The organism is Burkholderia sp. WAC0059, from assembly GCF_002870125.1.
Taxonomy (GTDB): Bacteria; Pseudomonadota; Gammaproteobacteria; order Burkholderiales; family Burkholderiaceae; genus Paraburkholderia.
In genome coordinates this window covers 1-12,956 of record NZ_PNEO01000039.1, presented here as the reverse complement: position 1 = coordinate 12,956, position 12,956 = coordinate 1, and the positions used below count along the sequence as shown (strand labels likewise).

The 12,956-nt window shown below is 60.6% G+C and carries 10 protein-coding genes and 1 pseudogene; 7 read left to right on the top strand and 4 right to left on the bottom strand.

The genetic code is table 11. The annotated features are described in order from the left end of the window. Positions 1 to 706 (top strand): mechanosensitive ion channel family protein (locus CY652_RS23235; protein WP_146010209.1); only part of this gene is annotated, 706 nt, incomplete at its 5' end. Between the two features lie 126 nt (positions 707 to 832). On the opposite strand, the gene CY652_RS23230 is transcribed toward CY652_RS23235, so the two are convergent. Continuing rightward, complete coding sequence (locus CY652_RS23230) at positions 833 to 1,510, bottom strand: TetR/AcrR family transcriptional regulator (protein ID WP_258002432.1); 678 nt, start codon at positions 1,508 to 1,510, stop codon at positions 833 to 835. A gap of 571 nt (positions 1,511 to 2,081) precedes the next feature. Here CY652_RS23230 and CY652_RS23225 point away from each other — a divergent pair. From CY652_RS23225 to CY652_RS23205, 5 genes are all read left to right on the top strand, one after another. Further along, positions 2,082 to 3,089, top strand: a complete 1,008-nt coding sequence (locus CY652_RS23225) for a LysR family transcriptional regulator (protein ID WP_102133056.1) — start codon at positions 2,082 to 2,084, stop codon at positions 3,087 to 3,089. Between the two features lie 1,031 nt (positions 3,090 to 4,120). Continuing rightward, a complete protein-coding gene (locus tag CY652_RS23220) occupies positions 4,121 to 5,038 on the top strand; it encodes a porin (protein ID WP_102133055.1) in 918 nt (305 codons plus the stop codon). Positions 5,039 to 5,083: 45 nt separating this feature from the next. After that, a complete protein-coding gene (locus CY652_RS23215; protein ID WP_102133054.1) occupies positions 5,084 to 6,472 on the top strand; it encodes an MFS transporter in 1,389 nt (462 codons plus the stop codon). Next, on the top strand, positions 6,469 to 7,500 hold the full coding sequence (locus CY652_RS23210) for a hypothetical protein (protein ID WP_102133053.1): 1,032 nt from the start codon (positions 6,469 to 6,471) through the stop codon (positions 7,498 to 7,500). Before CY652_RS23215 ends, CY652_RS23210 begins: the two co-directional genes overlap by 4 nt. Before the next feature lie 13 nt (positions 7,501 to 7,513). Beyond that, complete coding sequence (locus CY652_RS23205) at positions 7,514 to 8,377, top strand: alpha/beta hydrolase (protein WP_219723805.1); 864 nt, start codon at positions 7,514 to 7,516, stop codon at positions 8,375 to 8,377. A gap of 49 nt (positions 8,378 to 8,426) precedes the next feature. Here the strand turns inward: CY652_RS23205 and CY652_RS23200 are convergent, their stop codons facing one another. Continuing rightward, positions 8,427 to 9,338 (bottom strand): LysR family transcriptional regulator, encoded by a 912-nt coding sequence (locus CY652_RS23200; protein WP_102133052.1) that lies wholly within the window; start codon positions 9,336 to 9,338, stop codon positions 8,427 to 8,429. 502 nt (positions 9,339 to 9,840) lie between these two features. On the opposite strand from CY652_RS23200, the gene CY652_RS23195 reads away from it, so the two are divergent. Next, positions 9,841 to 10,074 carry a YXWGXW repeat-containing protein gene (locus CY652_RS23195; protein ID WP_102133051.1) on the top strand — a complete coding sequence of 78 codons (234 nt, stop codon included), beginning with the start codon at positions 9,841 to 9,843 and terminating at the stop codon, positions 10,072 to 10,074. A gap of 1,077 nt (positions 10,075 to 11,151) precedes the next feature. On the opposite strand, the pseudogene CY652_RS23190 reads toward CY652_RS23195, so the two are convergent. After that, positions 11,152 to 12,241: pseudogene (locus CY652_RS23190) on the bottom strand (IS630 family transposase). A 303-nt stretch (positions 12,242 to 12,544) separates the two neighbouring features. Then, the coding region (locus CY652_RS23185) for an SDR family oxidoreductase (RefSeq protein ID WP_146010208.1) at positions 12,545 to 12,956 on the bottom strand (412 nt) is incomplete at its 5' end.

Genomic DNA, 12,956 nt, shown 5'->3' with positions numbered 1-12,956 from the left:
GCTGGTCGCCCTGCTCACCCTCTCGGCCCTGGGCGTGAGATGGGACAACCTCGCGTGGATCGTCAGCGCGCTGTCGGTCGGCATCGGCTTCGGCCTGCAGGAAATCGTCAAGAACTTCATCTCGGGATTGATCCTGCTGACCGAGCGTCCGGTCAAGGTCGGCGACATGGTGAGCATCAGTGGCGTCGAGGGAGACATCCGGCGCATCAACGTGCGGGCCACCGAGATACGGCTCTCCGACCGCTCGACCGTCATTGTTCCCAACTCCCAGCTGATCTCGCAGAACCTGAGGAATGTAACGGGCAACGGCACCCACCAGGGCGTCACGACACTCACGCTGACTTTTCCGCTGGACATCGATCCGGAGCAGGTCCGAGATCTGCTGCTAGGCGCCTACGTCGCTCACACGTCGATTCTCGAGCACCCCGCACCGTCGGTCAGCTTCAGCCAGTTGACGCCTGCCGGCATTACGCTGAGTGTCACCGGCTATGTGCACAGTCCCAGAATCACCGACTCCACCAAAAGCGACCTGCTGTTCGCGATTCTCAAACGGCTGCGGGCAGCCGGCATCCCGCTGTCGAATCCGCAGACGGTCATGGTCCAGCACCAGCCGGAACCCGGAACCGGCACCGACGGCATTCCGCAGGCGCTGGGCAATCCGGTCTCGCGGAAAGCTAATCTGGACACAGATGCACCTGCCCCATGACGTTTTATAAGGATAACGCACTACCCCGATGGTTATCCATGCGGGACCTGTGTGACAGATGCCGGGAACGTCAGCCCTCTCTGCCGGAAACTGCATTGCTCCCCTGCAACGGCCAACCTCAAGACGCTAGGCAGACTTGCGCCCGCGAGGTTTCGTCCTGGCAGCAGCCTCGATGTCGGAGAGGTACGCCCCCAGCACACGCTGGACTTCACCGAGATAAGCACCAATCCGTCCTGGATCTGTCTGGAACGCCACATATATGGTGCCAGCGGCAATCGCATGAACCATTGCTGCATAGTGCTCGCGCTGGGCAGATCCAACCGCCTCAAGGCGAGCGGCGAGCATATGCCGGGTGGCGTGAATAAAGTTCGCGTCGGACTCCGACGGCTCCCTGCCGTTCATCAGCGGTAAATAGTCCGCATGACGATAAAGATACTTAGCGAAAGGCGCAAGCAGTCGGTCAATTGCCTCGACAGCCGACAACTCCCGCCACACTCCCGCAGGTACTGCGACGAGGTCCCGGCTGATTCCGGCAGTAGCTGCCAGATGGCGCTCCACGAGCGCCCGCAGCACACACTCCCGATCCGGGAAGAAATGGTATAGAGACCCGATTGACGTCTGCGCGCGTCGCGCAAGCGCGTGCATGGCGACTCCCGCAACACCTTCTTCAGCAACCATCTCCGCAGCGGCATCAAGGATCGCCTCCACCCGCGCACGCCCTCGCGTCTGCTGCGGCAGACGAACACCAGCATCCTGCCCGCCAGCAATCACCGGTTGCTGGACCTGCCCGCCTTTCGCTTCCACTGTCGCCTCGCCTCAGACCATGCATCCTCGGAATTCATTTTAACCATAACTAGACACATTCGTCTATTTATGTAAAATAGACTGAATCGTCTATTTCGTACCGTTGGTATGCGCCTCATCCCAATCTGGCCATCCGCAGACATCGCTGCCCCTTTTGCTGTCACCTCTCGCCGCTCAGCCCCGGAGCGACAGATTGCAGCGCTCGCACGGGCACGCTACCTCGTTGGCAACTACCGGGTCCGCCTGTCCTTGCTGGCATTCGCGGGCATCGCTCAAATCATGGTGCCCGAGCGCACTACCGCCCGGGATCTGGCATCGCCCGATGCGACAGCTCCTTCCACGAGTCATGCTCCCAGGCAGCGCATTCGCGAGATGCCCCGCGTGGTGTCAAGGCGGCAACGCGACTGACGGTGTGAACGGTACATGATCCTCGATACCACCCAGGACGCAAATCCAGACCCGGAAACTGGGCCGGGCAGCAGTTCCTCCTGTATGCACTGTCCCCCTGGCACCGGGTCCGACCGGATCGCCACTGCGGATCTTCGCCAACCCTGACACGAGGACATCCGCGATGGATCAACTGGAAAGCATGCGCATGTTCGTCCGTATCGCCGAAGCTGGCGGTTTTGCGAAGGCGGCGTCCCGTGTATCGGTCAGTACGGCAGCAGTATCGCGTGCCCTGACAGACCTTGAGGCGCGACTCAAGGTCCGTCTCGTCAACCGGACAACCCGGCAGATCTCGCTGACCGAGACGGGCACACGTTACCTGCAGCACTGCCGGCAGATTCTCGCCCACGTCGACATAGCCAATGCCGAAGCCGAAGGTACGCGAAACCAGCCATCTGGCACATTGCGCATCCACGCCATGACCAGCCTTGGACAGCACTATCTCGCACCGCTCATTCCGCGTTATACACAACTGTTTCCCGATGTTTCGGTCGAACTTGTTCTTGCACTGCGGGTTCCCGACCTGATCGAGGAACAATTCGACATCTCGGTCATTGCAGCTTCACATCTCGCCGATTCCTCGATGGTCTCCCAGTGTCTCGGCTCCACGCGTTCCGTGCTGTGCGCATCCCCTCAATACCTGTCCAGGCAGGGGATGCCAATGTCTCCGCCCGACCTCGAACGGCATATCTGCCTCTCACCTGCCGTGCAGGACGCTCTTTCCGGATCATGGGTCTTCGACGATCCGGATGGCGCCATGTTCCGTCCTCCCCGGCGCGCGCCCTTCACAGTCAACGATGCCGAAGCACTGGCCGAGGCCATTCGCGCCGGCCTGGGAATTGGACGGCTCCCCCTCTCAACCGCGTTACAGGGAATCCGTGATGGAAGTCTGGTGCAGGTGCTGCCCGGTTCCCCCCTGCAACCCTATAACATCTATGCACTCTATGCATCGCGGGAATTTCTCGACTCGAAAATCCGGACATTCGTCGATTTCCTTCGCGAAACTGTACCCCCGCGTATCGAACAACAGCATCGTGAGTTCCGGGTCTGGGACACCAGAAGAAGTAATCCCGCAATGTCCGTCGACGTTACGGGTGAAATTGGTCAGGGACACGGGCAAGAAATCCGCTGACGGGTAACAAGGTCAAAGGGCAGCGTTGCAGTCGCCATATCAGTCTACCGGTCCCCTCGGCCCGGCGTCCTCACAATCGAGTGCATCAATGCGGCGGCTGTCGACCTGGAAACTCAGGCCGTAATGTGGCCGACACAGCAGATGGCCGAAGCCGGGGGCGTTCGTGATCGCTGGCCCGCAGGGCGAACTGCTGGTCGAACGCGGCCCCGTTCAGCGCGAGAACAACGCAACGCTCGACGTGGCTGTGGCAACGCGGACCCTACAGCGTCGCCGCAGCCTGGCCGGATCCCTGCGTGGCAAGCCTTCTCCCCAGTCATCAGGAGCGGAACTTTCCGGCGCCCCGGCTCCTTATCGCATAGCCGGCTCGCTCAGCCCCGGTTTGTACGCCGCCTCACTGGCTGGCGCTACTCCCCGGCTTCAATGACCTGCCGCCCGAACCTCGGCTCGGGCATCAGTCTGTGCGCACATCTGTCAGCTCAGAGGCGAGGAAGGCGTCGGATTCAAACAGGGCGCGCAGTGCGGCGGACGGACGCCAAATGCCCCTGGCGCCTTCTCAATGACATATTTAAGCGCGGCACACCACATGCCCGGTTGTGCGCCCACGAAAACGAGCGCTGCGACCGGCACGAATGGCCCGCGATACTCTGCTTCGTCCTTGAATCCGGTGGGATAGTCTCTGCTGACCGCTGGGGCGATGTCCAAAATACATATTCTCTAAATATGGATACACCATTAAATATGTATTTTACATCTGCCGTAGCCATCTATAAGATGAGCGCCAATTGATCGATGCCTGCCAGGCAAGCCCGTGCTGGCGATCCATAAAAAAGATGGAGACGACGGACGCACAAACATTATGCGGTGGCCGCCCTGGTCTTGACGGGGTATGTCGGCGCTCACGCTCAGGAGGCCGAGGTCGATCCGACGCTGGAACTGATATCGTCGTCAGGAAATGGCAGTTCAGTCGCGCTCTACGGTGTGATCGACGTCAATGTGAGTATCTGACACATGCGAGTGCCACGGATAGTTCGATGATTCGCGAGAGCTCTGGCGGCATCCACAATTCACGCTTCGGCGTACGCGGAACCGAAGCGATCAGCAACGGCACCTCGGTCTGGTTCGTGCTCGAAGCCGGCTTCAACAGCAACGACGGTACGTCGGCCACCGCGGGCACGCTGTTCAACCGGACAGCTGCAGTCTGGGTTAGCAACAATCGCGTCGGGTCTCTGTCATTCGGGCTGCAGTACACGGCGATGTACGACATCCTGCTGCAATACGATCCGATGGGATATGCGCCTCAGTACACCTGGTTCCCGACCACAGGCTCGTCCGACGACTTCGCGTTCCGCGCGCGCAACGACAATACCGTCAAATATGTCGGCCAGTTCGGCAGACTCACGGCAATCGGACAGTACTCGTTCGGCAACGACGCGGGTTCGTTCCAGAGCAGTGCGGCCTATGGCGGCGGCCTCAACTATGACGGGGGATCGTTCGGTGCTGCGCTCGCCTACGATTACCGGAATGGCGCCATCAATTCGAGCGGAACATGGACCAAGTCCCGCAACTTCAGCCTGACGTTCCGGCAGAATATCGGCGCCGCGAAACTGCTGGGCGGCTATGAACACTATCTGTATACCCCGACGCGCAGCGCCTCGGAGGCGCAGGCTTTGTGGTTTGCCGATGTCCGCTATCCTGTTCAGCCGCAATGGACAGTGACCGCGGCGGCCTACTACGAGCAAAACGATACACCGAAGACATCCAACGCATGGATGGGCGTGCTGAGCACACAATACGCGCTGTCGAAACGGACGTCGCTCTATGCGACGGTCGCCTATGCGCAGGCGACACGCTACGGCAACGGCCAGTACACCCCCGTCGGCACCACCGATGCGACAGCATTCGGCCCGAACCAGACCGGCGTGACACTCGGCATGTTCCATCGATTCTAGACCGCATGCCAAGCCTCCCGCATTTCCCCCGCCCCTTAGCAAGCGATGAAAGAAATATCCTCTACGCCTCGCGCTCCGGCTGCAAACCCTGAACCGTTGCGGCCGTCGCGCGCGATGGTACGTCGTGCAATCGTTGCATCGATGCTTGGGAACGGACTCGAGTGGTTCGATTTCCTGATTTACGGGTACTTCTCGAAAATCATCGCTCAGGTATTTTTCCCGGCGAACAGCGGCTTCGTCTCGATCATGCTGACGTTCGCGACCTTCGCCGTGGGTTTCGTCGTGCGTCCGTTGGGCGGCATTCTGCTCGGCATCTATGCCGACCGGGCCGGACGCAGCCGCGCCCTGTCCTTGCTGATCGTGGCAATGGCCGCCAGTACGCTGCTGATGGGCCTCGCGCCGGGCTATGCCCGCATCGGCCTGGCCGCACCGGCACTGGTCGTACTCGCACGCGTCCTGCAGGGTCTGTCGGCCGGCGGGCAGTTCGCCACGGCATCCGCCATGCTGGTCGAATACGCGCCGCCCGGTCAGAAAATGCTGTACGGCAGCTTCAACATGTGCGCCCAGGCGTTTGCGCTGCTGCTTTCTTCCGGCGTCAGCTATGTGCTGACCGCATGCCTGACGCACGCGGAACTGATCGCCTGGGGATGGCGTTTGCCGTTTCTGTTTGGCGCGCTGGCGGGACCGCTTGGCTTTTACATCCGCCATCATGTGGCCGAGTCGCCCGAGTTCAGCACGCTGGACCAGGATAAGGATGCCGCCCTTCCGCCGCGCACGCGCGTGACGCGGTTTTTCCGCGCCAACGGACGCGCCGTGATCTGTGCGATCGGCATCATCGCCATCGGCACGGCGACCAACTACGTCTGGCATTCCTATCTGGCCGTCTACGTCGAGCGACAACTGCATTTGCCGCTCAGCGCCGCGTTGCGCGGGGCTTTCGTCTCGGGCGTGCTGAACCTGTTCCTGTTTCCGCTCAGCGGCCGGCTGGCCGACCGCTATGGCCCGTATCGAATCTTCTATCTGGTCACCATCGCATGGATGGCCTGCGTCTACCCGCTGTTCTGGTTCATCGTAACCGCGCCGTCGCCGAAACGTCTTTTTATCGCGCAGATCGTCGCGACCGTATTTCTCGCGGTAATGTCGGGTTCGCACCCGGGGGTGCTGGCCACTCTGTTTCCGGTACGCAATCGATCGTCCGGCGTCGCACTGGCCTACAACATCGCGGTCACCCTGTTCGGCGGCCTCGCGCCGCTGACCATCACCGGCCTGACGCACTTGAGCGGGAGCAGTCTCACGCCCGCGTATTACCTGATGGTTGCGGGGTTGATCTCCCTGACCCTCGTGTTTGCCTCGCGGACGGGCACGCATCTCGATGCACCCGATGTGCGCGATACCGGGCAAAACAGACATTCAGCCGCGAACCAATCCCTATGACCCGTGATTCCGACAAGCACGACGAGCGTGCCCCCAACGAACGCCCCGTCGCCGTCGTCGCCCCCTTGCGCCTGCCGATCCATCACGGCAGCGGCATCTGGAGCGTGCCCCTGTTTGCAAGCAACGAGTGGGAAGCGCCTGTGTCAGGCGTGAAGCGCGCCGTCATTCTGCTCCATGGACGTCTGCGCAATGCCGATACCTATTTCGACCTCGCCAGACGCATCGCGGCACAAGCCAGCTGCGTCGCCGAAGAGACGCTGCTGCTGGTCCCCCAGTTCCTGGCGCAGGCCGACGTGGCAGCACACCACCTTGCGGCCGATACGCTGCACTGGGAATGGACGGACTGGATGGGCGGCGGACAGGCACAGGGGCCGGCCCCCATCAGTTCGTTCGAGGTACTCGATGCCTTGCTGTCGAGACTGGCCAGCCGCGCAGCATTTCCGTCGCTGACCGAGGTGGTGATTGCCGGGCATTCCGGTGGCGCACAGGTGGTGCAACGATATGCCGTCGTGTGCCGTGGCGATGCACCGTTGCTCGAAGGAGGAGTCGCCTTGCGTTATGTGGTCGCGAACCCTTCTTCCTATCTGTATTTCGATACCCTCCGGCCGACATCGTCGGGCGATTTCGCACCATACGACGTGGCGCGTTGCCAGACATTCAATCGATGGAAGTACGGCCTCGAGGGTCTGCCGGCCTATGCGGCAATCGACGGTATCTGGCCGTCCTGGTCCGAATTCGAGGCCGCGTATACCGGACGCGACGTGACCATACTGCTCGGCGACCGCGACTGCGATCCTCAGCATCCTGCATTGGACCGTTCCTGCGAGGCATGCGCTCAGGGCGATCACAGACTGGCTCGCGGGCAAGCCTATGCCAGATACATGGAAAACCGCCATCGCGCAGGGTTCGGGCATCGCCTGGCGGAAATTCCGGGGGTAGGTCACGATCCGGATGGCATCTTCGGCTCACGCGAAGGATTGCGTGCGCTGTTCGATGAACGCGCCGCAAAATCGGCGTACGGTTTTTGAGGAAAGACAAACCATGAGTGTCAACAGAATGAATCGTTTCCGGATAGGGCTGGCCGCGGCCGGTCTTTGCATACTGTCCGGCATGACGCCCTGTGCGATGAGTCAAACGCTGTACCGTTACGCACCGGACGGCGAAGCGGCGCGTGTCGCAGTCGCGCTGCAAGACGTGCGTGTTGCCGATCTGCCGCTCGAGCAGGGAGGATTCCAGCGCGTGTTGTACGCACCGCCTTCCGCTCCGATACGCGGCATTCTGGTGATGTTCCCGGGTGGTGCCGACAATCTGGATATCAAACGGGACGGCCGGATCGCGCATGCCGAGAACTTCCTGGTACGCACTCGCGATCTCTGGGCCGCCCGCGGGTATGGCGTCGTGCTGGTCGACGCTATCGATCATGAATCGATGCGCGGCAAACGCAGTAGCGCCGAGTATGCACGGGTCACGCAGACCGTCATTGCCTTCGCGCACCAGCAGGCCGATGTGCCGGTATGGGCGATGGGGACGAGCCAGGGATCGATTGCCGCGATGAATGCGGCAGCACACGCGGAACCATCACAACTTGCCGGCGTGATTCTGACCGAGTCGGTCTCGATACTCGGCACGTCCCATGAGACGGTGTTCGACGCTCACCCGGAAAATGTGCACATCCCGGCGCTAGTCGTGGCCAACCAGGACGACCGTTGCTGGGTCGCCCCTCCATCGATGGCACCGACGATCGCGCGCTCGATGACCCATACGCAGACGGCCATGATCACTGAAAGAGGCGGCATCGCCGAATCCTCGAACCAATGCGCATCGTTGTCGCCCCACGGCTATGACGGCATCGAAGCACGCGTGGTTGATGACGTCGTTGCCTGGATGCAGGGCATCCGGACCTGAATCGCGCGTGAATGGACGACGACCCCGGATCATGCACGACTGCCCGGATTCATGACTCGCGCGCCCGCTCGAGCGCCAGATCGATAAAACGCCGCGCCGCGGCGTTGTGCAGTTCCGCCGGATAGGCGAGATGCAGCGGCGCCTGAAGCTTCGTGGGTGGTTTCAGCGCACAATATACGGTGCCGGCATGGGCGTATTGCTGCATCGAGGCCGGCACCAGCGTCACGCCGAGGCCGGCGGCCACCAGGTTGATACCTGCGGCCATTCTCGGCACCTCGCGGGCCACTTGAGGGGCGAATCCGGCCAGCCGGCACGCGTCGAGGATATCGGCATACATGCCGGGCGCACCGGGACGGCGCACCAGAATGAAATTTTCATTGGCCAGGGCCTTGAGGGGAATCTGCGGTGGTCGCTTGCCCGCGTGTTCCAGCAGCACATGCCCAACAGGCAGCACAACGACCATCGGTTCGTCCTGCAGCAACTCGTAGACCAGATCGTCGCGCGTCGCGACCGGCTTGCGCAGGAAAGCGACCTGGAGCTGGCCGTTGGCCAGGCGTTCGACGATCTCGGCGGCATTGAATTCAGCCGGCTCCACGGCCACCTCCGGACAGAGCTTGCGGAAGGCCCGGATGACCGCGCTCGTCAATGGATGGATGCCTGCCGAACTCGTCAGTCCGATGGCGATCGTACCGAGTTCGCCGCGTGCGATTCGACTTGCTTTGCCGATCGCATGCTGGAGCATCTCGAACAACATGCGGATGTCGTCCGCAAACGCCTCGCCTGCCGGCGTGAGCGTAATGCCGCGCGGTAACCGTACGAAGAGATCGAAACCGACTTCCTCCTCAAGCACTCTTATCTGCTGGGAAAGCGGCGGCTGTTGCATGGCCAGCCGATCGGCGGCACGTGTGAATTGCCCTTCCTCCGCGACGGCGAGGAAATAACGCAAATGTCGCAATTCCATGACTCCACTCCCTTCGTCCGATGCATCTCCAGCATGTCAAATCCATATTTATTAAGTATGGACTGCCCCATGAAAATATATTATACGGATGCCATCGATTGCCATAAAATCCGCGTCGACATAGACATTGCAACGACACCTGACTATCCTGCCAGCCCTGCAGATTGCATATGTCGCTCATGAACCTGCGAGCTTTGAGGAGCCTGGCGTTGCGGAAAGAAATCGACCACTGCCTACGTTTCCGTCTTACTTTCTTCGCAGGACCTGCGGCCGGCCACGCACGGCCCCGTGCGATGCCACCTGATGCGAAGGGCGAGCCTGTCTGGCGTGGCGTCTGCGCTTGCCGGTTGCGGAGACGGAAATCATTCAGCGCCGATCGACGAGACCGTCGATCCTTGTCCACAATCGCACTGATGCACTCATCCAGCGTTTGTTGTGCCCGGCAGTCCAGTGCGTGCGATACCGGGTACCAAATTCACTCAGATGTCTTTTCGGGAGTCACATGAAGATCAATCGTGTCGCCACCCTGGCGACGGGCCTGTTTCTGGCCATCAGTACGTCGACGAGCTTTGCTCAGGCGATCATTGTCGCGCCGCCCGCGCCTCCGCCGCCTCGCGTCGAAATCGTCCCGACGCCTCGCGTCGGCTACGTGTGGGTCCAAGGGCACTGGAAATGGCGACACGGCGCCTATCACTGGGTCGAAGGGCGATGGCGCGCCGTCGCATCCCGATACTGACGGTCTCGACTGGCTCGCCGCCGGCCACGCCGACATGCGCTGCCTGGAGAAACTCAAGCTGACCGACGACAAGTTCCCGCACGACGAATTCGTCGCAGCGGTCTGGCATTGCTGGTTCACAGGTAGAAGACCCATAACGGTGTGCGTATCATTTGGCGTATTTCCTGAACGGCTACTGCGCCGGCGCAAAAGTGACGCAGGCACGTAGCCGCAGCGGCCCAGACACTCGTCAATACGGTCGCACACTTGTCGCGACCGGAGATCGACGCAGGTGTCTAACCTCATAGCGCGTAAGTAAATGTCGGGTAGATCTGCCCGGGTCGGCAGAAAGTCGACCCGTGCTTGCTCCAGAACAAGCGTTTGAGAGGCAACGAATACATCGCTTCATCGAAGTCGTACCCAGAAAATACCTCGGCTGTCCAGACTCCGAAGACACTCACACCTCAAAAATTAATGTGCTCCATCGCTTAAGTTATATGGCTGGCGACCTTGCTATCAAAGATCGCAACTTCGTTTGCACTTCCGACGATCAGACAACCCCGCTGACCTTCAATTCCGTGAGCTGATTCGGCATGGAACCGTAAAACCGCACGCACCTTTCCCCGACCTGATTGCTCTGCGTCGATCGAACGCTGCAAGTCGGACCATCTGGCCTAGAGTAACGGTCAAGCGCTGCCGGAAAGACAGCCCGCTATCGACAAAAGCCTTGTAGATACTGCCGGCAGTCAATTTCATTCGGTACCAAGGTCGCTGAGAGACATCGCGCGATATCCGCGTTCCCGGAAAATCTGAATTGTGCCGTCTAATGCTGCATCTATGTCGAATTCACGTGGGCGACCAGGGCCACGTGTTTTTCCGGACGCAGGGGTGCGCGTAGTCATGGGTTCTTGACAGGAAATAAGTTTTTCCTAATCAGGCTGTGCTAAGCCGAAGGCATTTTGTTTGCCTCTTGCGACGTTAGCACAATGCTTATGCAGAGTTGCCACCCGGACAACACGCGGCATTGGCCAGGCGTCGCGCCATCGTGCAGGTACGGGCGTCGACGTCGGGAATCGAGTTCGTCGAACACGAGCGGGGCTAGTGTCCCGAGTTAGAAATTCGTAGACAAAATCGCTTGACGCTGGCGAGGATGTCGTCGGCCGATTTGGTCCAGCTGAAAGGTCTCGGATCAGTGTTGTTGATCTGGATGTATTGGCGAATAGCCTGTTCGAGTTGCCGGGTGGAACGATGAGTGCCACGGCGGATGTATGTCTCGCTGAGCGTGGCAAACCATCGTTCGACCTGGTTAATCCACGAAGCAGAGGTCGGGGTGAAATGCGCATGAAAACGCGGATGGCGAGCCAGCCAGGTATTGATCGAGGAGGTCTTGTGCGTACCGTAGTTGTCCATCACCAGATGCACGTCCAGTTGGGGTGGCACGTTGGCCTCGATGGTGCGCAGGAACTGCAGGAATTCACTGCTGCGATGACGTCGATGCAGTTCGCCAATGACTTCGCCCGTGGAGATGTCCAGCGCCGCGAACAGTGTGGTTGTGCCGTGACGCATATAGTCGTGCGTGCGTCGCTCAGGGATGTCCGGGGCCAGCGGCAGCATAGGCTGGGTGCGGTCCAGCGCCTGGATCTGGCTCTTCTCGTCCACGCACAACACCATGGCCTTGAGCGGCGGGTCCAGATACAGCCCAACGATATCGCGCACCTTGTCCACAAACAATGGATCGCTGGAGAGCTTGAAGGTCTCCTGCCGGTGTGGCTGAAGCCCGAAGGCATGCCATATTCGCGTCACGGCCGTCTGCGACAGCCCCATCTCGCGGGCCATTGTGCGTGTGCTCCAGTGGGTCGCTCCCGTGGGCACGGACTCAAGCGTGCGCGCAATGAGCGCGTCTACCTGGGCGTCCTCGATCGTCCTCGGTGCTCCCCGGGCGCGGTGCATCGAGCAACCCGTCCACGCGGTGATTGATGAATCGCGAACGCCACTTCGAAACCGTATGCGAGGTGACACGCTGCCTTGTCGCGACCGTCTTGTTGTCGATGCCCTCGGCGCAGGCCAGCACAATGCGTGCGCGCAAGGCCAGCGCCTGCGCGGTCTTGCGCCGCATTGTCAGCGCCGTGAGCTGTTCACGTTCCGCTTCACTCAAGGTCAGTGGCGCCTTCGGTCTTCCTCTCATCATCGCCTCGCTTATTTGCGAACCCTGCAACCCAGGTTAGTACATAACGCAAATAAAGCAATGAATTTTTAACTCGGGACACTAGACGATCTTTTGCATCAGGCACAGACACATGCACAGCATTCGAAAATACGGTCACGATGCCCGCACACTACCGACTTGCCGCGTCTTCTGCGTCCTGTGGAGAGTCTACTTCACTCCCTGTCGCCTCTCTTCGGATATGTCATCGAAAATATCCCCGGCTATGTATGGTCTGTCGCACGCCGGCACCCGGCCGGCGTGCGGGATCGGTATCCGATCTTCACGCTACTGCATGAACCATCCGTGGCTGACGATGAACGACTGCCCGGTGAACACAGCACTCGGGAACGCGGAAAGGAACAGCACCGTCTGCGCGACGTCCTCGACGGTCGTGAAGATCCCGTCGACCGTGCCGCCGAGCATCACGTTACGGACGACTTCGGCTTCGGTAATGCCGAGTGCCTTAGCCTGTTCCGGAATCTGCTTCTCGACCAGCGGCGTATCCACGAAGCCGGGGCATACCACATGCGAACGCACGTTGTGCTTCGCGCCCTCCTTCGCGAGCACGCGCGCAAGACCGAGCAATGCGTGCTTCGCGGCAACGTACGCAGACTTCAGCGGCGACGCTTCATGCGAATGCACCGAGCCCATGTAGATCACGACGCCGCCGCGATCGTCCTTGTACATGTGCTTGAGC